The organism is Mangrovimicrobium sediminis (assembly GCF_004745945.1).
Classification (GTDB): Bacteria; Pseudomonadota; Gammaproteobacteria; order Pseudomonadales; family Halieaceae; genus Mangrovimicrobium; species Mangrovimicrobium sediminis.
Window position 1 is genome coordinate 260,600 of sequence record NZ_SRLE01000011.1, and the last position, 19,075, is coordinate 279,674.

General features: G+C 64.0%; 21 protein-coding genes. 7 read left to right on the forward strand and 14 right to left on the reverse strand.

Going from position 1 to position 19,075, the window contains the following annotated elements; translation table 11 throughout:
- Positions 1-14: 14 nt before the first annotated feature.
- The 12 genes from E4634_RS16280 to E4634_RS16335 form a co-directional block, all read right to left on the reverse strand.
- Positions 15-1,721, reverse strand: a complete 1,707-nt coding sequence (locus E4634_RS16280) for a Na(+)/H(+) antiporter subunit D (RefSeq protein WP_135445711.1) — start codon at positions 1,719-1,721, stop codon at positions 15-17.
- Positions 1,714-1,980: a hypothetical protein gene (locus E4634_RS16285; protein ID WP_135445712.1), complete on the reverse strand. Its 267-nt coding sequence runs from the start codon at positions 1,978-1,980 to the stop codon at positions 1,714-1,716. The genes E4634_RS16280 and E4634_RS16285 overlap by 8 nt, the downstream gene beginning before the upstream one ends.
- A complete protein-coding gene (locus tag E4634_RS16290) occupies positions 1,977-3,446 on the reverse strand; it encodes a proton-conducting transporter transmembrane domain-containing protein (RefSeq protein WP_135445713.1) in 1,470 nt (489 codons plus the stop codon). The genes E4634_RS16285 and E4634_RS16290 overlap by 4 nt, the downstream gene beginning before the upstream one ends.
- Positions 3,443-4,936, reverse strand: coding sequence for a monovalent cation/H+ antiporter subunit D family protein (locus E4634_RS16295; RefSeq protein ID WP_135445714.1), 1,494 nt, complete (start codon positions 4,934-4,936; stop codon positions 3,443-3,445). Before E4634_RS16295 ends, E4634_RS16290 begins: the two co-directional genes overlap by 4 nt.
- A gap of 4 nt (positions 4,937-4,940) precedes the next feature.
- On the reverse strand, positions 4,941-5,300 hold the full coding sequence (locus tag E4634_RS16300) for a cation:proton antiporter subunit C (protein ID WP_135445715.1): 360 nt from the start codon (positions 5,298-5,300) through the stop codon (positions 4,941-4,943).
- Positions 5,297-6,274, reverse strand: a complete 978-nt coding sequence (locus tag E4634_RS16305; RefSeq protein ID WP_135445716.1) for a DUF4040 domain-containing protein — start codon at positions 6,272-6,274, stop codon at positions 5,297-5,299. Before E4634_RS16305 ends, E4634_RS16300 begins: the two co-directional genes overlap by 4 nt.
- The gene (mnhG, locus tag E4634_RS16310; RefSeq protein ID WP_135445717.1) at positions 6,271-6,594 is read right to left on the reverse strand and encodes a monovalent cation/H(+) antiporter subunit G; all 324 of its coding nucleotides are present in this window, start codon (positions 6,592-6,594) and stop codon (positions 6,271-6,273) included. Before mnhG ends, E4634_RS16305 begins: the two co-directional genes overlap by 4 nt.
- Positions 6,587-6,862: an MrpF/PhaF family protein gene (locus E4634_RS16315; protein ID WP_240725220.1), complete on the reverse strand. Its 276-nt coding sequence runs from the start codon at positions 6,860-6,862 to the stop codon at positions 6,587-6,589. Before E4634_RS16315 ends, mnhG begins: the two co-directional genes overlap by 8 nt.
- Complete coding sequence (locus E4634_RS16320) at positions 6,862-7,359, reverse strand: Na+/H+ antiporter subunit E (protein ID WP_206046918.1); 498 nt, start codon at positions 7,357-7,359, stop codon at positions 6,862-6,864. Before E4634_RS16320 ends, E4634_RS16315 begins: the two co-directional genes overlap by 1 nt.
- 4 nt (positions 7,360-7,363) lie before the next feature.
- On the reverse strand, positions 7,364-7,855 hold the full coding sequence (locus E4634_RS16325) for a Rap1a/Tai family immunity protein (protein ID WP_135445718.1): 492 nt from the start codon (positions 7,853-7,855) through the stop codon (positions 7,364-7,366).
- 314 nt (positions 7,856-8,169) lie between these two features.
- Positions 8,170-9,444 (reverse strand): bifunctional O-acetylhomoserine aminocarboxypropyltransferase/cysteine synthase, encoded by a 1,275-nt coding sequence (locus E4634_RS16330; protein WP_135445719.1) that lies wholly within the window; start codon positions 9,442-9,444, stop codon positions 8,170-8,172.
- 161 nt (positions 9,445-9,605) lie between these two features.
- Positions 9,606-10,241, reverse strand: a complete 636-nt coding sequence (locus tag E4634_RS16335) for a flavin reductase family protein (protein WP_135445720.1) — start codon at positions 10,239-10,241, stop codon at positions 9,606-9,608.
- A gap of 133 nt (positions 10,242-10,374) precedes the next feature.
- Between E4634_RS16335 and E4634_RS16340 the strand changes: the two genes are divergently transcribed.
- Complete coding sequence (locus E4634_RS16340; RefSeq protein ID WP_135445721.1) at positions 10,375-11,667, forward strand: DASH family cryptochrome; 1,293 nt, start codon at positions 10,375-10,377, stop codon at positions 11,665-11,667.
- Positions 11,668-11,743: 76 nt separating this feature from the next.
- Positions 11,744-12,427, forward strand: coding sequence for a GTP cyclohydrolase I FolE (gene folE / locus E4634_RS16345; RefSeq protein WP_135445722.1), 684 nt, complete (start codon positions 11,744-11,746; stop codon positions 12,425-12,427).
- Between the two features lie 58 nt (positions 12,428-12,485).
- On the opposite strand, the gene E4634_RS16350 is transcribed toward folE, so the two are convergent.
- Together E4634_RS16350 and E4634_RS16355 are read right to left on the reverse strand one after the other, a co-directional pair.
- Positions 12,486-12,914, reverse strand: coding sequence for a hotdog fold thioesterase (locus tag E4634_RS16350; RefSeq protein WP_135445723.1), 429 nt, complete (start codon positions 12,912-12,914; stop codon positions 12,486-12,488).
- 87 nt (positions 12,915-13,001) lie between these two features.
- A complete protein-coding gene (locus E4634_RS16355) occupies positions 13,002-13,937 on the reverse strand; it encodes an AraC family transcriptional regulator (protein WP_135445724.1) in 936 nt (311 codons plus the stop codon).
- Positions 13,938-14,159: 222 nt separating this feature from the next.
- Between E4634_RS16355 and E4634_RS16360 the strand changes: the two genes are divergently transcribed.
- Genes E4634_RS16360 through E4634_RS16380 form a run of 5 tightly spaced genes read left to right on the forward strand, consistent with a single transcriptional unit; the run spans position 14,160 to position 19,064 of the window.
- On the forward strand, positions 14,160-15,569 hold the full coding sequence (locus E4634_RS16360) for an MFS transporter (RefSeq protein ID WP_135445725.1): 1,410 nt from the start codon (positions 14,160-14,162) through the stop codon (positions 15,567-15,569).
- Between the two features lie 34 nt (positions 15,570-15,603).
- Positions 15,604-16,338, forward strand: coding sequence for an SDR family oxidoreductase (locus E4634_RS16365; protein ID WP_434783509.1), 735 nt, complete (start codon positions 15,604-15,606; stop codon positions 16,336-16,338).
- A gap of 27 nt (positions 16,339-16,365) precedes the next feature.
- Positions 16,366-17,466, forward strand: a complete 1,101-nt coding sequence (locus E4634_RS16370; protein WP_135445727.1) for an MBL fold metallo-hydrolase — start codon at positions 16,366-16,368, stop codon at positions 17,464-17,466.
- A gap of 25 nt (positions 17,467-17,491) precedes the next feature.
- A complete protein-coding gene (locus E4634_RS16375) occupies positions 17,492-18,235 on the forward strand; it encodes a carboxymuconolactone decarboxylase family protein (protein ID WP_135445728.1) in 744 nt (247 codons plus the stop codon).
- 46 nt (positions 18,236-18,281) lie between these two features.
- A complete protein-coding gene (locus E4634_RS16380; protein ID WP_135445729.1) occupies positions 18,282-19,064 on the forward strand; it encodes an SDR family NAD(P)-dependent oxidoreductase in 783 nt (260 codons plus the stop codon).
- Positions 19,065-19,075: the final 11 nt, after the last annotated feature.

Sequence of the window (19,075 nt, forward strand, 5' to 3'; positions counted from 1 at the left end):
CCACCGCCCCCCAATCAAATGTAATAAATCAACACATAACCCGACAACAAAATCGCAATCCATAACGCAGTAGTACCTATAGGCCAGGAACGCGCAAACAGTGCGCGCTCCTCGCGATCCGCTGTGTGCGGCTGGCCTAGATAATGGGTGGTGAGGTGACGCAGCAACTGCTGGCTGGCGCTCCCCAGCCTGCCGCCGGTTGCCCGCAGGGGCTGCATCGCACGGCCCAGCCAACGCATCGCCGCTGGAATACCGCGGCGCCAGAGCCAGTCAACATCCAGGCTGATGGTTTCCGTGCGTTTCATCAGCGGTAGTAGCAGGAAGAACGCCAGCCCCGAGAACAGCAGCAGCTGCAAATAGAAGACGACCTTGCCCGGTGTATAGGCCACGTAATCGACGGGGTAGGGCAGGAAGCGATACAGCCACTCGGGGAACAGGCCCAACAGCAGGCACAGGGCGGAAAAAATCACCATGGCCAGCGCCATGTTCCAGGGCGCGTCCTTGGGCCGCAGCCCGGAGTCCTTCTGGAAGAATACAAACCAGGGGAACTTGATACCGGCATGCAGGAACACGCCGGCGGAGGCGGCGGTCAGCAGCATGTAGACCCACACCAGGCCTTCGTTGGCCGCCGCCTGGGAGATCAGGCTCTTGGTGGTAAACCCGGAGGTCAACGGGAAACTGGAAATGGACAGCGCGCCGATGATGCAGCAAATGGTGGTTACCGGCATGGTCTGGAACAGCCCGCCGAGCTCGGTACAGCGGTTCCTGCCGGTGCGATAGATCACCACGCCGGCGCTCATGAACAGCAAAGCCTTGTAGACAATATGGGCGAAAGCGTGGGCTGCGGCGCCGTTGAGCGCCATCTGTGTGCCGATGCCCACCGCGCACACCATGAAGCCCACCTGGTTGACCACCGAGTAGGCGAGAATGCGGCGAATGTCGTTTTCCAGCAGCGCGTAGATAATGCCGTAGACGACCATGAACAGGCCCACGCCGATCAGTACCGGTTCGCCGGGGAAAAGCAGTATCAACGCCAGTACGGCGGTCTTGGTGGTGAAGGCGGAGAGGAACACCGAACCGGTGGGGCTGGACTCGGGGTAGGCGTCCGCCAGCCAGGCGGACAGCGGCGGCGCCGCGGCGTTGATCAGGATGCCGCAGAGAATCATCCAGCTACTGAAATCCTGCGCCAGCATGGGTGTGATCTGGATTGAACCGGTGCTCACCACCACGCCCTCGATGCCCACCTTCAGCACCACGCCGCCGAGCAGGTGCAGGATGGCGTAGCGAATGCCCGCGGCACGCGAGGCGGCGGTGCCGCCGCACCACACCACCACGGTGGAGAACAGGGCCATCAGTTCCCAGTACACAAACAGGGAAATCAGGTCGCCGGCGAAACTCACGCCGATGGCACCGGCGGCGTAGAAGAAGGCGGCGGTCAGTTCATACCACTTCGCCAGGCGATAGGCGTAGAGGCCGCCGACGAAGGCCATCAACGCGAAGATGGTGGCGAACAGGCGGCGCAGCGGGCTGCCCTCGACCGGCTCGATCTCGTACGACAGGAAGTGCATGGTGTTCTGCACACCGTCGGGCACTTGCCACACGGCCCACAGGGTCAGTAGCGGGGTGAGTAGTACCATTGCCGCGCGCAGGTGGCCGCGGGCCAGGCCGATGCCCAGGGCTCCGGCTATCATGATCAGTGCGGGCGACATGAGCTCAGGCATCGTCGTCACGCTCGGCGTAGTACTCGTTGGGCCGCTTGAGGAAGAGCCCGAGGCCCTTGGCGAACAGCACCATCAACAGGCAACAGACAAAGCCGTAGATGGCGCCGAAGCCGAACCAGCCATCGACGGTGAAATAGCCTTTGACGTAGATAACAGCCTGCGCCAGCACGGTCAGGGCCAGTACCGCTGAAAAGACCCACCACAGCTTGCGGATATTTTCCTTGCGGGTCAGCCAGTGAGGTTTCTCGCCTTGCATCATTGCGCCATACCCCCGACCAGTTGTTGTTCCAGCGCGATCACCGGCCCGTTGAAAAAGAAGAAACCCAGCGTCAGCAGCGCGGTCAGGACCAGGGCCAGTACCACCAGTGGTGGCGCCTCGCCGTGCTCCGGCCCGCCGGGTCGTTCATCGGCGAACCAGGCCATGAAGATGATGGGCAGGAAATAAGCCGCATTGAGCACGGTGCTGCCGATAATCGTGAATATGGCCAGCAGGTTCTCCGCCTGGAAGGCTCCCGCCAGGATGTACCACTTGGACACGAAGCCGCCTGTGGGTGGCACGCCGATCATGCTCAGCGCCCCGATAGTGAAGGCGGCCATGGTCCAGGGCATGCGCCGGCCAATACCGTAGAGCTGGTTCAGCTCCGTTTTATGGGCGGCGGTATAGATGGCGCCGGCGGCGAAGAACAGGGTGATCTTGCCAAAGGCGTGGGCCACCATGTGGATAGCCGCGCCGATCTCGGCCAGGGGTTTCAGCACCGCAGCTGCCATCACCACGTAGGACAGCTGCGCCACCGTCGAATAGGCCAGCAGGCGTTTCAGGTTGGTCTGGCGCAGTGCGATCAGGCTGGCAGCGATGATGGTGAACGCGGCCGCGTACACCAGCCAGCCGGAACTCGGGGTGGCAAACAGGAAATCGACGCCGAAGACATACACGATAATCTTGGTAATGCTGAACACGCCGGCCTTGACCACCGCCACTGCGTGCAGCAGGGCGCTCACCGGCGTGGGGGCCACCATCGCCGCGGGCAGCCAGCGATGCACGGGCATGACCGCGGCCTTGCCGACCCCGAACACGAACAGCGCCAGCAACAGGCCGACATCGGCCCCCGCGATCTTCCCCGCCAGGATGCCGCCAGCGATGAAGTCACCGGTTCCCGCCACGTGGTAGGTCCAGATGATGGCCGGCAGGAACAGGCCGATCGAGGTGCACAACAGGATGCCCAGGTAGACCCGCGCGGAGCGCACCGTCGCCTCGTCGCCCTTGTGTGATACCAGCGGGTAGGTGGAAAGCGTCAACAACTCGTAGCACAGGAACAGGGTGAGCAGGTTGCCGGCGAAGGCGATGCCCATGGTGGCGGCCAGGGCGAGGGCGAAACAGGTGTAGAAGCGGGTCTGCTTTTTTTCGCGGTTGCCGCGCATGTAGCCGATGCTGTAGATGGAGTTGATAATCCACAGCCCCGACGCGAGCGCGGCGAACAGCATACCCAGGGGTTCCACCTCAAAGGCGATGGCGATGCCGGGGAGCAGTTCGCCAAGCGTCAGTGCCGGTCGCTCACCGGCGAACAGCGCCGGCAGCATGCCCCATACCACCCAGGCCAGTGTCGCTGCGCCCGCCAGCGTCACCGCTTCGCGCAGGTTGTCCGAGATGCGGCCGGCGAGCTGGATGCCCACTGCCGTGGCCAGCGGTACGCAGATGGCGAGCAGGATGGCGAGATCGGCGCTCATAGCGTATGTCCCAGCAGCAGTTCCGCCGCGGCGCTGCACAGCTCCAGCGGGAATTGCGGGAACAGGCCGAAGCCGATGTTGGCGATGGCTGCCAGCCAGGCCGCCAGCAACAGCGGCAGCGGCGCCTCACCGGTTGGGGTCGCCACGTCCTGCGCGGCGGGCTTGAAGTACAGGGTCTCCACGATGCGCCACACATAGGCCAGCGCCATCAGCGAACTGACCAGGATCACGCCCACCAGCACAGCGGCAAAGCGGCCCTCGTCCAGGGCCGCGTCGAGCAGCAGCCACTTGCTGACAAACCCGGCCGTGCCCGGGATACCGACCAGGCTGAAGCCGCAGACAACCAGGGCGGCAGCGGTCCAGGGCATGCTGCGGGCCGCCCCGGCAAGGCGGGCCAGGCGCAGGTCGCCGTAGTGGCAGGCCAGCCCGGCGATGGCCAGGAACAGGCCGCCCTTGGCCAGGGCGTGGTTGAACATATGCAGCGCGGAAGCGGTGAGTCCGGCCTCGGTGATAAAACTGGCGCCGAGCATGATGTAGCCGATCTGTGCCACCGACGACATAGCCAGCAGGCGCTTGATGTGCCCTTCGAACATGGCCACTGCCGACGCCACCAGGATTCCCAGCAGGGCCAGCGGCATCAGGAACAGGGAAAACTGCACATCGTGCCGGTCGAGATTGGCCTGGAAGACGAAGAAGTCGAAACGCAGCAGCACATAGATGGCCACCTTGGTGGCGCAGGCGGCGAGGAACACCGTGATCATGTGCGGCGCGTGGGTGTAGGCGTTGGGCAGCCACACGTGCAGTGGAAACACCGCAGCCTTCAGGGCGAGGCCGATGGTGATGAAACCGGCGGCGACCAGGAGCGGATTGATGTCGGTGACACCGCCGATGCGCGCCTCCATGTCCGCCAGGTTGAGGGTGCCGGTCATCATGTAGACCAGGCCGACGCCGATCAGGTAGAACGTGGCGCCGATGGTGCCCATGATCAAGTACTTGAACACGGCGGGCAGGGCGCGCCGGTCGGGGCCGCCGGCGATCAGGACATAGCTGGCGAGGGAGGATATCTCCATGAACACGAAGATATTGAAAGCGTCCGCGGACAGGGCGATGCCGGTCAGGCCGGCCATGGCCAGTATCCAGGCCGAGTAAAACAGTGGCTGGCGCTCGGCGTCGATCTCCCGGTCCACGCTGGGTTTGCCCGCGAGTATGGCGATGGCACCGGCGCCGGTTACGATGAGCAGGATCAGCGCGCTGAAGGCGTCCACCGACAGCGCGATACCGTAGGGTGGCTCCCAGCCGCCCACGGCGTAGCTGAACTGAATGCCAGCGGCGACTGCCAGGGCCATGTTGAGGGCAATGGCGAAGCTGAGCAGGGCCACCGCCGCAGCTCCCGCCCAGGCCAGTCCGCGGGGCCGCAGCAGCAGGAGTAGCGGCGAGGAGAGTAGCGGCACGACAACCTGCAGTACCGGCAGGTGGGGCGTCAGATCCATGACTTCAATCCGCGTCCAGAATCTCGTCTTCTTCGATCGTGCCGTAGGCTTCAAAAATGCGTACGACGATCGCCAGTCCCAGCGCGAGGGTGGAGACACCCACCACGATAGCCGTCAGGATAAGTACCTGGGGCAGGGGGTTGGAAAACACCTGGTTTTCCATGCCTTTCTGGATGATGGGGGCAGTCCCTCCCTCCACCTTGTCCATAGTGATATACATGAGGAACACGGCCGACTGGAAGATCGACAGGCCGATCAGCTTCTTGACCAGGTTGATCTTGGCGATCACCGTGTACAGGCCCACCGTGAGCACGATGGCGAACACCCAGTAATTGAAATAGCCGAGCAGTTCGAGCAGGTTCATACGCGCATGGGCCTTGCAGCGAAGGCGTGGAAGATACTCAGCAGTGCACCGCAGACCGCCATGCCGACCCCCGCCTCGATGAGCAGGATGCCCAGTTGCTGGCCACTGACGGGATTGGACGACAGCACGGAATACTCGAGGAAGTTCCCGCCGAGCAGGATGCAAACCAGGCCCACGGCGCCGTACAGGCTGGCCCCACCAATCACCAGGCCCATGAGCACGTAGCGCGGAACTGCCCGCAGCGCGGCTGTCTCGCCTTCGAGCAGGGCGTAGAGAATAACGCCGGAAGCGATCAGTGCACCGGCCTGGAAGCCGCCGCCGGGCCCGTACTCGCCATGAAACTGCACATACAGCCCGAACAGCACGATAAACGGAATGAGCAGCCGCCCGACGACCTGGGGAATGAGGTGATGTCGCAGGCCCGACGCGTGCGGATCGTAGTGCCTGTCGCCCGGCGGTTTAACGCCGAGAATGAACAGCACGCCGATGCAGGCGGCGAACACCACGAACACCTCGCCGAGGGTGTCGTAGCCGCGGAAGCTGCCGAGCACCGCGGTCACCACGTTGGGAAAGTCCATGTACTCGGGGGTTTTCTCGAGGTACCAGGGCGCCAGGTGCTGGTGTACCGGGGCCTCGGGATCACCCAGCCGCGGTTTGTCGAAGGTGGCGTAGATGATCAGCGTGGCCAGCACCGCCACCACAACCAGCGTCAGTCGTTGCGCAGACTGCACGGCTTTTTCGCGTTCCGTGGTCAGGGCCAGCGCCGAGAGAAAGATCACCGTCGTGATGCCGGCGCCGACTGCTGCCTCGGTCAGCGCGACGTCGGCGGCATCGAGGATGAAGAAATTCGCCGCCATCAGCAGGCTGAAGATCGAGGTCAGCATGACCGCCACGAACAGATTTTTGGTCTGCACGATGGCCAGGGCAGTGATCACCAGCAATGACAGCAGGAAGAGGGCGAAGATAATGATCACGCGTCTTCACCCTCGCGTTGGGCTACCGGGCGCAGACCTGACTGCAGCGCCGCGTTGGCCAGGGCGTAGCTGGCGGTCGGCGCCGTGAGCAGCAGGAATACCATGATGGCAAACAGTTTGATCGCCGCCAGGGACAGCCCCGCCTGCAGTATCATGCCGGCGAAAATCAGTATGGTGGCCATGGTTTCGGTCAGGCTGGCGGCATGCAGGCGTGTGTAAAACCCGGGTAGCCGCAGGGCGCCGATGCCACCGATAAGGACGAACGCGCCTCCGGTGCACAGCAGTACCCAGCTGAGAATATCCAGGACGAGTTCAATCAAGGTCCGCCGCCTCCGCTTTGCGCGGCTTGCTCTGGATGAACTCCAGGACCGCCAGCACTCCGACCAGGTTGATCAGTGCATAGGCGAGCGCCAGGTCCAGGAAATCCGGGCGTTCGAACAGGAAGGCGATAACCGCCAGCAGCAGGGCGGTCTTGGTGCCGAACATGTTGACCGCCAGCACGCGGTCGTAGACGCTGGGACCACGCAGTGCACGCACCAGCGCCAGCACCATGGTCACCAGTATGGCCAGGGAAACGACAACGTACATCAGCGCTTGATCTCCAGGCGGGCGACGCGTCGCTCCGACTCCCGGCTGCGCAGCCCCGCCGCGCCCTGCGCTGTGAGACAGTGCACCAGCAACCGGTTCTCGTGTACGTCGATGGTGACGGTGCCCGGCGACAGGGTGATGCAGTTGCCGAGGATAACCTTGCCGGAGTCGGTTTCCTCGGTAGTGGTCAGCTCCACCAGTTCGGGCTGGATCGGCAGCGACGGCGAGAGTATCACCCGGGCCACTTCCAGGCTGGACTTGACGACTTCCCCCAACAGCCACCACCACATCAGCGGCAGGCGGAGAAAAGTGCGCAGGGGCATGGCGTGAAGGAAAAAGCCAGTGCGCATCGCTACCCAGATGCTCAGCAGGCAGGAAAACACGCCCAGGCCGATGAGCAACGGCTTGTAGATGCCGGACCACAGCGCCCAGCTGATCAGCAGGATCAACAGCAATCCTGCGATCTGCAGCGGCCTGGCGCTGTAGGAAGAACTCAAGGCCTTACTCTCCGCAGGGATAATGGCTGCGGAGCGAGTCGTCGACAGCGATGCGTGCCGGTGACTCCGCGGTGTCCCCGATGTCCAGCGCAACCAGGTCGGCGACGACAGTATCGACGACTTCGCGCAGGGGCAGTGGGTCGCCGAGGCAGAAGCCCGCGAGGCTCCCCGGGCGGTCGTACATGCCGCGACGTGGCATGCGCGTGCGCATCGCCCGCTCGGTGAGGGTCTCCTTTTGCGCGTCTGCGGAGTCCATGTCCTGCACAATACGCTCGTCTGTCTCTACTGCACCGTCGATAAAGCCCTGGATATAGCGGAGACAATATTGTCCGTCCACGCCATCAGGCTCAGCGGTGAGGTGCTTGCAGTGGATGACCAGTTCATGAACTGTCAGCAATTCCAGGGCCTGGCTGTGCTGGGCGAAACCGAAACACAGGGCAAGTGGCAGCCAGCTGAGCTTTGTATTGACGGCGGAGGAGCGAAGCAATCTTGTCATGGGGTTCTCAGTGGCGATCGGGAACTCGCCTTCATTATAGTGAAGTAGGATTGAAAATCGACGGTCGGGCGACGGTGGTTCTACGGCGCTGATAGCGCATTCGCCACCAATGCCGCGGCGCAAGGCGTTGGCATCGATCTTCGCAACACGTCGACTGACACCACGCTGGTCACCGCGACTGTCGGCTCCCGACCTTTCAAGCCTCCAGAAAATATATTATCGGTCGCGAAGTTGTGTACTTTACGACGCAGGGCTTGAGGGCCGGGAGAGACGGCGTTTGGAAACTCTCGTCGTAGAGTGCCTGCAACGAAGAATTACCGCGATGCATCCAGCGCCTGGCCGACGTCCTCGAGAATATCGTCAACATGCTCGATCCCGATCGACAGCCGCACCATGTCCCGACTCACTCCGGCACTGGCCAGTTCCGCATCATCCAGCTGACGGTGTGTGGTCGACGCGGGGTGGCACGCCAGCGACCGCGCGTCACCGATATTCACCAGGCGCAGCACCAGTTCGAGCGCATCGATAAACCGCGCACCGGCCTCCGCGCCGCCCTTGATGCCAAAGCTCAAGATGCCCGAGGCACGACCGTTCATGTACCGCTGCGCCAGCGCATGGTCCGGACTCTCCGGCAGCCCCGCATAGTTCACCCAATCAACCTGCGGGTGGTCGCGCAGGAACTCGGCGACTTTCTGCGCGTTCTCGCAGTGCCTGTCCATGCGCAGGGGAAGGGTCTCGATGCCCTGCAATATAAGAAAAGTATTCATCGGGCTGAGCGCAGCGCCGGTGTTGCGCAAGGGCGCCACTCGGGCGCGACCGATAAATGCCGCTTCGCCCAGCGCCTCGGTGTACACAACACCGTGGTACGACGGATCGGGCTCGTTGAGCATGGCAAAGCGCTGCTTGTGTTCTGCCCAGGGGAACTTGCCGGAGTCGACGATAATCCCGCCGACGGAATTGCCGTGCCCGCCCATGTACTTCGTTAGCGAGTGCACAACGATATCCGCGCCGTGCTCGATGGGCCGCCACAGGTAGGGCGTTGCGACGGTGTTGTCCACGATCAGTGGCACGCCGGCCTGGTGCGCGATATCCGCAAGGCGCTTTATATCGACGATGTTGCCCGCGGGGTTGCCCACGGATTCGCAGAACACGGCCTTGGTGTTGTCGTCGATGGCGTTGGCGATACTGTCGAAGTCATCGTGGGCGACGAAGCGCGCCTCGATGCCGCGCCGCGGCAGGCTGTGGGCAAAGAAGTTGTAGGTGCCGCCATAGAGCTTGCTGGTGGTGACGATGTTGTCCCCGACCTGGCAGATAGTCTCCAGCGCGTACTCGATCGCAGCCATACCGGAGGCGACAGCCAGGGCGCCGATGCCCCCTTCCATGGCGGCGACGCGATCCTCGAGTACCGCATTGGTCGGGTTCATGATCCGCGTGTAGATATTGCCCTGGACCTTCAGGTCGAACAGGTCGGCACCGTGTTGGGTGTTGTCGAAGGCGTAGGAGGTTGTCTGGTAGATGGGCGTCACCACGGCCTTGGTCGTGGGGTCCACCTCGAAGCCGGCGCGCACGGCGAGCGTTTCGATTTTCATGGGCTAATCCTTATTGGAGTGTTGAGCCTTGTAGCTCCAGCGAGACAGATACTACAGGATCAGCCCGCAGTTTTGGCCCCTGCGTAGAAATCTCGCGCGGGGGAGGAGGGCAGTGCGGGTCAATACCCTTTCATTGAGTGCGGGCACTGCTGTGGCCGCTCTCAGTCAGGGATCACCCGCGGCGGAAGGTCCGGCTTGGCATAGGCCATGCGCTTGATCGCGCTGGTATCGAAGTAAGTGTCCAGCCCGGCCAGCACCACGGTGTCGGCGCTCGCCAGATCGATCGCGCCGTCCTCGCGCAGGCAGTGCTCGGGAATCTCGACGAAGTTGATCTCGCCTATCACCAGGTGCGTTTCGTTGATCGCCAGGTGCTGGTGCTCCCGCAGCGCCATACCCATGCTGATCTCGGCCTCTGCCACCAGCGGTGCGGGAAAACCGTCGCGCCACTTCGGGGTGAGGCCTGTGGCATCGAATTCCGAAACATCCCGGTGGTAGCGCGCCGCGGTCTGGTGCGCCGCTTCCACCATGTGGGCGCTAACATGGTTGATGCTGTAGTGGCCCGTGGCCAGGATGTTGGCCAGGGTGTGACGCTCCTCGCCGCCCGGGCGGATGACCAGGGCCAGCAGCGGCGGGTGGGAACCCAGGTGCACCACGGAACTCATGATCGCGAGGTTAGTGTTACCTGCCGCATCGGCGGTGCCGATTAGGTTGGCCGGCTTGTAGCCCGACAGCGAGTTGATGAACGCGGCCCGCCGCCGCTTGTCCATGTCCTGGATATCCTGGGACGTGATGTGCATAGTTGAACTCCTGATTCCAGCTCTCTCTACGCAAGCGGCGAATGGCCGGATTCCTGGCGGTTGAACCGGGGAGGGTCTTCGCGCGTAGCCAGGGCATTTGCAGGGGTTTGCAAGGGGGTTGATAGAGAGTCCGATGACCGAGCTCTACTGGTTCCGCAACGATCTGCGCGTCGAGGACAACCTTGGCCTCAGCGCCCACGCCTGCGCCTCCCGCCTGCTCTGCGTGTACTTCTGGCCGCGCCAGGTGCCCTGGTGCAACCTCACCGGCCTGGGCGGCCAGCGCGAGCGGTTTCTCACCGAGTCCCTCGTCGCGCTGCAGTCTGACCTGCGCGAGCGCGGCCAGGAATTGCTGGTGTTGCAGGGCTCGCCCGAGCGGTGGCTGCCGGAGCTGGTCCTGCGCTATTCCGTAGAGCGGGTGGGAGTTGCGAAGACCCCCGGCGTCTACGAGGCGAAGGAGCTCAGGCAACTCGGCGAACTGCTGGACGTGCCCCTGGTGGTGCACGAGGGGAACACCCTATTCCCCGCCGCCGGATTGCCCTGGCAAATGGGCGATATTCCCCGGCAGTACACACCGTTCCGCCAGGGCGTGGAAGGGGTCGCCTGGAACGCGCCAGAGGACGTGCTCAGGCTTCCCCCGCCGCCGGGGCAGCTCGAGGCGATGTCACTGGCCGGCCATCCGACACATCCCCACCCATCGTTCATCGTGCGTGGCGGGACACAGGCAGGGCGAGAACGGCTGCACACCTGGATGTTCCGGGAGCGCGCGGTGGACAACTACAAGGCCACGCGCAATGAACTCGAGGGCCTGTTTTTCTCGAGCTTCCTGTCGCCGTGGCTGGCCAACGGCAGCCTGTCCGTACGCCGTGTCGCGCAGAGTTTGCGCGACTACGAACGCACGCACGGCGCCAACGAATCAACCCGGCACCTCTACAGCGAGTTGCTCTGGCGCGAGTTCTTCCACTGGCGCGCCTACGAGGATGGCACCGCGCTGTTCCGCCCCCACGGGCGCCAGCCCCGACGCCACCTGAGAACCTTCGAGCCGCGCAACTTCGCCCGCTGGTGCGCGGGGGCCACGGACTATCCGCTGGTCAACGCGCTGATGCACCAGCTGGTCACCACAGGCTGGATGAGCAATCGCGGTCGCCAGATCGCTGCCAGTTGCCTGGTGAACGAGCTCAACCTGGACTGGCGCTTCGGTGCCGCCTTTTTCGAGAAGCACCTGCTGGACTACGACGTGGCCAGCAACTATGGCAACTGGCAGTACATCGCCGGGGTAGGTGCCGACCCCCGCGGCGGCCGCCATTTCAATATCGAAAAGCAGGCGGCCCTGTACGACCCGGACGGCGAGTTCGTCCGGCGCTGGCACGGCGAGTGTGCGCCGCAGCCCGAATTCACCGTGGACGCGGCGGACTGGCCGATCACCTAGGCACATTTTTATGGCCCGCGGAGAATCCATCCTCTCCGCGGCGGCGTAGCAAGCTGAAATAGCCGAGGAATTGCCCATGGATGCCGTTGTCGCTACCTACCCCAGCCAACACCGCTCGCCTGCTATCTCCGAGGACGCCCGACGGGTCCGTGATGCACTGGTCGAGCGCGGCCTGGAAACACCGCTGATCGACAACGGATTGAGCCGGGACGAAAAGTTCGAGCGCATCAGCGCCGCATTCACCGACATTACCCGCACGCTGGGCCTGAACCTGGCGGACGACAGCCTGTGCGACACACCGGACCGCATCGCCAAGATGTATGTCGACGAGATTTTCGCCGGGCTGGACTACAGCAAATTCCCCAAGGTCGCGGTGATCGACAACAAGATGCAGGTTGAGGAGATGGTGCTGATCGACGATATCGACCTGGTGAGTACCTGCGAGCACCACTTCGTGACCATCGACGGCAGTGCCCGGGTCGCCTACATACCGGGTAGCCGGATCATCGGCCTGAGCAAGATCAACCGCATCGTGCGCTTCTTCGCCCAGCGCCCGCAGGTGCAGGAGCGCCTGACCCAGCAGGTGCTCGTCGCCTTGCAGACGCTGCTGGAAACCGAGGACGTGGCCATCACCATCAACGCGACTCACTACTGCGTGAAGTCGCGGGGTGTGATGGACAGCAACTCCACCACCCGGACCACTGCCCTGGGCGGCGCGTTCAAGAACGACGCCAGCACCCGGGCGGAGTTTTTGCGCTAGGCATTACGGCGCGGGGCAGGGTGGGGAAGTCCCCCTACATGGAGGCAGCGCTGTCTGCTTATTGAGGAGCGGACGATAGCACCGCCGTCGTCAAGCGCGCCGAACAAATCGGCCTGCCATCGTCGGACTCGATGTCTATGGCCCAGGTCTGGAGCCTTCTGCCCAACTTCAGAGGTGTTGCGATACCGATCACTTTGCCGCCGCGAATGCCATTGAGATGTGTCGCATTGATGTCTACGCCGACCGCGTAGTGGTCGTCATCGCAGGCGAGGTTGGCACCGATCGAACCCAGGGTCTCGGCCAGTACGCATGACACGCCGCCGTGCAGCAGGCCGAAGATCTGTTGCGTGCGTTTTGTGATCGGCATTTCGCCGCGAACGAAATCCTCGCCGATCTCGACAACCGTTATGCCCAGCACATCGTCGGCGCATCCGGCACTCAGTTCGGCCAGCGCGGCGATGTCAGGTGTCTTTTTCCAGATGCTCATCGGCTTGTGCTCATGGTTAGTGCAACGGTGATTTCTCGAAGGCCAGAAGGAATAGGCAACATTCCGATCCGGCATGCCGGTCGGGTACTAGCTCATCACCATGCCGCCGGCCTGCTGTCGCAGGTGCTCGATATCCCGCTTCGGCGGCATGCCATACAAGCGGCTGTACTCGCGGTTGAACTGCGAGGGGCTCTCGTAGCCCACCTTGAATGCGGCGCTGGAGGCGTCCAGGTGCTCGTTCAGCATCAACCTTTTCGCCTCGCTCAGACGCAACCACTTCTGGTACTGCAGCGGGCTCTTGGAAGTGAGCTGGCGGAAGTGGTGATGAAAGGTGGGCGCGCTCATCTGCACCAGCGACGCCAGTTCGTCGACGCGCAGCGGCGAGGCGTAGTGGGTCTTCAGCCAGTCCACCGCCTTGGCGATGCGGTAGCTGTGGCTGTCCACGGAGGCGATCTGGCGCAGCAGGGAAGCGCGATCGCTGCGCAACAGGCGGTAGTGAATTTCGCGCTGGATCAGCGGTGCCAGCACGCCGATTGCTTCGGGCTCTTCGAGCAGGTCCACCAGTCGGCGCAACGGGGCCAGTATTTCCGGCGTCATGGTGCCCAGGCCGACGCTCATGCCGTTGCCACGCTCGCTGTTACTCGGCAACACGCCCTGGGCGATCTGCTCGGCCAGTATGCGAATGTCGAGCTTCAGCGCCAGGCCGAGGCAGGGCTCGTCGTCACTGGCTTCCAGTACCTGCGATGTGGCCGGGAGGTCCAGCGAGGTAATCAGGAAGTTGGAGGTGTTGTAGGGGAACGCCTCGCCGCCCACCATGATTCGCTTGGTGCCCTGAACCACCAGCACCACGCTGGGTTCGAGCAGGCAGAAGTCGGGCTCCGTCGGCTGGTCACGGCGGAACAGCAGCAGGTTGGGTATGGGCGATGCCCAGTCTGCTGTTTCGGGGACGTGCCGCGCAATGATGCCGGCCATCGCCTGCTGGTCGGGGCGCAACTGCGTGCTGTAGCTGTGTTTCTTGACCATGATGTGGGTGTCCTCCTCAGTTTCGACTGTATAGGGGGGTCTGGAGGAATTCCATCGAAATCCGCAATATCAATAGGATCAGGCAATAATTCAAGCGGAATGCTCTAACCATCCCAGGCGGCGGCCCGGACAATGCACTCATCGAAATGCCCTGTGCCGAGCCGGACCAGTGAACACGTACTGTCCGGACCACGGGCCATCACCGGCAGCAGGAGGTGACCGTTGAGTTATTCAATCCAGAGCGAGGAGGCCCACAAGGCGTCCGCGCTGACCGTTGTTTCCGGGGCGACCATGCTCGCCCTGGTCGTGTTTACAGTACCCCTGACCTCCCTCGCGCCCAGCGCGGAGTCACTGGCCGCCGGGCCGGCCCTGCAGGCGTGGATTCTCAGCGGTATGCCGCTCGGCGCCGCCGCGGGCCTGCTCGGTGCCGGCTCGCTGGGCGACAACCACAGCCGGCGTGCCGTATTTCTCTGGGGCCTGGCGATCCTGGTAGCGGCCTCGGCCCTGGGCGCGCTGGCACCCACCGGCCTGGTGCTTGTGGCAGCGCGAATTATCCAGGGCCTGGGCAGTGCCGCGGTACTCGCCTGTGGCCTGGGCCTGCTCGGGCAGGTGTTCAGGGACGAGCACGAGCGCACGCGGGCAACCGGTATCTGGGCGGCGGCGCTGGGTGCTGGAGTAGCCTGCGGGCCTATCCTGGCGGCGTTGCTGACCGCCTTTAGCGGCTGGCGTGCGGCCTATGCCGGCACCGCGTGGCTGGCCCTGGCCCTGCTGCTGGCCGGGCGCAACGCCCTGCCCGCGACGCAGGTTGCGCGCACTGGCCGCTTCGATTGGGCGGGTGCGGTATTGCTGTTGGCCGGGTTGTCTGCGCTGATGTCCGGCCTCACCCAATCGCGCCTGGGCTGGGCGCAGCCGACGACGCTCCTGCTGCTGTGTATCGGGGGTGCCTGCCTCGCGGCGTTTGTGCTGGTCGAGATTCGCCACCAGCAACCGGTGCTGGATTTCTCCCTGTTCCGCTACCCGGATTTCGTCGGTGCGACGGTCGCCGCGTTTGCCTCCGGCGCCGGCGTGCTGGCCCTGATGACGCTGGTGCCGACACTGCTCCAGCGCTCCATGCACGTGGGTGCACTGCTCGCCGCGCTCGTGTTGCTGGCCTGGTCGGTGACCAGCGTGGTCACGGCACTGGGCTCGCGCTGGCTGCTGGTCCGGCATTCACCGCGGATACTGCTGACCCTTGGTCTGGTGGCGTGCGGCGTGGCGCAACTCATGCTGATTGCGCCGCAACCGGACGCATCCCTGCTGCCGCTGCTGCCCGCATTGGTGCTGGCCGGCGCGGCCAACGGTGTGCTCAATGCCGCATTGGGCAAGCAGGCTGTATCCAGTGTGCCGGCCCACCTCAGCGCCATGGGCAGCGGTGCCAACAACACGGCGCGTTACCTGGGCTCTGCTATTGGTATTACGCTGGGGGCGGTGCTCATCGCCCACGGCGAAGAGGCCGGTGCAGCCCCGGGGTTGCTCTGGGGCTGGGACCAGGCAGTGAGCGTCACGGCGTCTTTTTCCCTGCTCGGCGCCCTGGTCGTCATGTTCTCGCGCGAACGAGTGGTCGCGGTCGAACAGTGTTGTGAGCAGGCTTGATCAAATAACGGAGGGAATCGACATGATGGACAACGTGAAAGACAAAATCATCGTAATCACTGGCGCCAGCAGCGGCAACGGCGAGGCCGCCGCCCGGCACCTGGCGGAGCGCGGCGCGGTGGTCGTGCTGGCCGCGCGCCGGGAAGACCGGATCAACGCGCTGCGCGATGAACTGATCGCCGCCGGCTACCGGGCGCAAGCCCTGCCCACGGATGTTGCCGACAAGGTCCAGGTCCGGCAGACGGTGGACGCGGTCGTGGAGGAGTACGGCCGGATCGACGTGATCATCAACAACGCCGGGGTCATGCCCCTGGCGCCGCTGGAACAACTCAAGACCGACGAGTGGGATCACATGATCGACGTGAATCTCAAGGGCACGCTGTACGGTATCGCCGCCGCGCTGCCGCACATGCAGCGGCAGAAGTCCGGTCACATCATCAACGTGTCCTCGGTATACGGCCACAAGATGGGCCCGGACGCGACCGTGTACTGCGCGACCAAGTTCGCGGTGCGGGCGCTGTCCGAGGGGCTGCGGCAGGAGGTCAAACCCTACAATATCCGCACCACGATCATCTCGCCGGGACTGGTGGCGACGGAACTGCTTGACCATATCAGCGACACCACCATCCAGGCGCAAACTCGCGAATTCGCCACCCAGGTGGCCATCCCGCCGGACAGCTTCGCGCGCATGGTCGCCTTCGCCATCAACGAACCGGAGAACGTGGACGTCAACGAGATCCTGTTCCGGCCCACCGCGCAGCCGATCTGATGCTGCTGATGTGATGGTGCCGGTTTGATGGTCAAGGTCTTGTACGCGTTCGTCGCTATCGTCGCGCTAGCTGCCGCTGGGGCGTGGTGGTTCCTGCAGCAACCGCAGTTCGGCAGCGCGGCGCAGGGCGCGGCGCTTGCGCGCGTGCAGCAGTCACCGAACTATGTCGATGGTGAATTTCGCAACCTGGTGGAAACCCCGCTGTTCACCGCGGACGAGTCCTTCGCGTCGGTGCTGCTGGGAAACCTCAGCGCCCCGGATGCGCAGTTGAGGCCGCTGGTCGATATCCCTGTCGCGCCTGTCGATTTCATGGCGCTGGACGCCAGCGAAGACATGGTGATCTGGCTGGGGCACTCGTCCTTTTACGTGCAACTGGGCGGCAAACGTTTCCTCATCGACCCCGTGTTCAGCGAGGTCGCCTCGCCGCTGTCGTTCGTCAACCGCGCTTTCGCCGGCACCACGGTGTTCTCGGCGCAGGACATGCCTGCTACCGACTACCTGCTGGTGAGTCACGACCACTGGGATCACCTGGACTATCCTTCGGTCGTCGACCTCAAGCCGAAGGTGGGGCAGGTGGTCACCGGCCTGGGAATGGGCGCGAACTTCCAGGCCTGGGGCTATGACCCCGCCCGTATCGTGGAAGGGGACTGGTGGGACAGCGTTGAACTGGCGCCCGGCGTGACGCTGCATGTCATTCCCGCGCGGCACTACTCGGGCCGTGCGCTGCAACGCAACCAGACCCTGTGGGTCGGTTTCGTGCTGGAGACGCTGGAACGACGGCTGCTGTTCTCTGGCGACAGCGGCTACGGCCCGCATTTCGCCGAACTCGGCCGGCGCTTTGGCGACTTCGATCTCGCCGCCCTGGACCACGGCCAGTATGACCCGCGCTGGGCCTACATTCACATGACGCCGGAGGAGGCGGCGCGGGCGGCAGAGGAACTCGGGGCAGCGGCGCTGCTGCCCGCCCATGTCGGGCGCTTTGCGCTGGCCCGGCACGCCTGGGACGAACCCCTGCAGCGCATCGCCGCTGCCAGCGAGGGCCGTCGCTACCACCTGCTCACGCCGAGAATCGGCGAGCCGGTCCCGCTGGCGGGTGTCGAGCGCCGCTCCTTCACCCGCTGGTGGTAATCAACCGCACTATTTTGGAGACACAATGATGAAAGCCTATTCCCTGTTCCTGGCCATGCTGGCGGCCAGCGCGACGCCTGCCGTTGGCGCAGAATCCACGGCGCCGCTGGGCGCTGCACCCAACCTGGACGATGACGTGAAGAACGTCGTGTTCGCCGAACTGTGGGAGCGTCCCGAGCTGACCCGGCGCGACCGCAGCCTGGTAACGATCACCGCGGAGATTGCCCAGGGGCATCTTGAGTCCCTGCCTTTCCAGTTTGCACTGGCACTGGAGAACGGCGTCGAGCCGCAGGAACTGTCCGGTGCGGTGACGCATATTGCCTACTATTCCGGCGTATCCGCGGCGGTCGAGGCCGAGGCGGTACTCGCCCGGGTGTTCGCCCAACGCGGTATCAAGACCGCCGACCTCAAGGTGGTTGAAGCGAAGCCGGCACCCGACGCGGAGGCCGCCAAGGCCCAGCGCGAAGTGGTGCTGTCGATGGTCGGCGATGTCTCCCCGGGACTCGCGCACTTTTCCAACACGATCCTGAACGGTGACCTGTGGTTGCGCGAAGACTTGTCGCCCCGCGATCGCAGCCTGGTCACGGTCAGTGCCCTGATTACCCAGGGCAACGTCGAGCAGATACCCGTGCATGTGAACAAGGGTATCGGCAACGGCCTGACCCGCGCCGAGATCGGTGAGGTCATCACCCAACTGGCATTCTATGCCGGCTGGCCGCGCGCGTTCTCGGCTGCGGCAGTGGTCAAGGAAATGGATCTTCCCGAGTAAGGGATAGCGACAGCCGCGAGAGCGACGACTGGGCAGGAAACATCCTATGGCACGTATTTTTATTACCGGCTCGACTGACGGCCTTGGCTTCCTCGCCGCCGAGGAACTGCTGCAACAGGGGCACGAGGTGGTGTTGCACGCGCGCAATGCCGATCGCGCCCGCGATGTGGTAGCCCGGCTGCCGACCATGACCCCGGTGGTGATCGGCGACCTCGCGCAACTGGCGCAGATGGTGCAGGTGGCAGAGCAGGTCAATCACCTGGGGCAGTTCGATGCCATCATTCACAACGCAGGCTTGTTCACCGGCGATGCGCAGGGGCGCGTGGAGACCGAGGAGGGCCTGCCGTCTACGATTGCGGTCAACGTGCTCGCGCCCTACGTGCTGACGGCCCTTATCCATCGCCCGCAGCGGCTCGTCTACCTGGCATCCAGCATGCATGAGGGCGCCAGCGCGGACCTGTCCGACCTCGAGTGGAAGCGGCGGCAGTGGAACAGTTCCGCCGCCTACTCACAGAGCAAGCTGTGCGTGGTGATGCTGGCATTGGCCGTCGCGCGGTTTTGGCCGGAGGTGAACGTCAATGCAGTCGACCCCGGTTGGGTGCCGACGCGCATGGGGGGTCCCAGCGCACCCGACGACCTGCGCGAAGGCATCCTGACCCAGACCTGGCTGGCTGCCGGGGACGATGCCTCATGTGCTGTGTCCGGCCAGTATTTCTTTCACCGGCAACGGCAGCAACCGGATGCCGCAGCTCTGGAGATGTGGCGGCAGGAAGCGTTGCTTTCGTGGTGTTGCGAGCGTTCCGGCATCACTCTTGCTGGGGGAGGGTAGGGGTGGGTAGG

Bases quoted from the DNA above. Each gene is read 5' to 3' on its own strand.
- E4634_RS16300 (WP_135445715.1), bottom strand. From the start codon at position 5,300: ATGAACCTGCTCGAACTGCTCGGCTATTTCAATTACTGGGTGTTCGCC.
- E4634_RS16290 (WP_135445713.1), bottom strand. From the start codon at position 3,446: ATGAGCGCCGATCTCGCCATCCTGCTCGCCATCTGCGTACCGCTGGCC.
- E4634_RS16350 (WP_135445723.1), bottom strand. From the start codon at position 12,914: ATGAGCATCTGGAAAAAGACACCTGACATCGCCGCGCTGGCCGAACTG.
- E4634_RS16340 (WP_135445721.1), top strand. From the start codon at position 10,375: ATGACCGAGCTCTACTGGTTCCGCAACGATCTGCGCGTCGAGGACAAC.
- E4634_RS16280 (WP_135445711.1), bottom strand. From the start codon at position 1,721: ATGCCTGAGCTCATGTCGCCCGCACTGATCATGATAGCCGGAGCCCTG.
- E4634_RS16375 (WP_135445728.1), top strand. From the start codon at position 17,492: ATGATGAAAGCCTATTCCCTGTTCCTGGCCATGCTGGCGGCCAGCGCG.
- E4634_RS16285 (WP_135445712.1), bottom strand. From the start codon at position 1,980: ATGATGCAAGGCGAGAAACCTCACTGGCTGACCCGCAAGGAAAATATC.
- E4634_RS16325 (WP_135445718.1), bottom strand. From the start codon at position 7,855: ATGACAAGATTGCTTCGCTCCTCCGCCGTCAATACAAAGCTCAGCTGG.
- E4634_RS16330 (WP_135445719.1), bottom strand. From the start codon at position 9,444: ATGAAAATCGAAACGCTCGCCGTGCGCGCCGGCTTCGAGGTGGACCCC.
- E4634_RS16335 (WP_135445720.1), bottom strand. From the start codon at position 10,241: ATGCACATCACGTCCCAGGATATCCAGGACATGGACAAGCGGCGGCGG.
- E4634_RS16315 (WP_240725220.1), bottom strand. From the start codon at position 6,862: ATGTACGTTGTCGTTTCCCTGGCCATACTGGTGACCATGGTGCTGGCG.
- E4634_RS16355 (WP_135445724.1), bottom strand. From the start codon at position 13,937: ATGGTCAAGAAACACAGCTACAGCACGCAGTTGCGCCCCGACCAGCAG.
- E4634_RS16370 (WP_135445727.1), top strand. From the start codon at position 16,366: ATGGTCAAGGTCTTGTACGCGTTCGTCGCTATCGTCGCGCTAGCTGCC.
- E4634_RS16380 (WP_135445729.1), top strand. From the start codon at position 18,282: ATGGCACGTATTTTTATTACCGGCTCGACTGACGGCCTTGGCTTCCTC.
- folE (WP_135445722.1), top strand. From the start codon at position 11,744: ATGGATGCCGTTGTCGCTACCTACCCCAGCCAACACCGCTCGCCTGCT.
- E4634_RS16295 (WP_135445714.1), bottom strand. From the start codon at position 4,936: ATGGATCTGACGCCCCACCTGCCGGTACTGCAGGTTGTCGTGCCGCTA.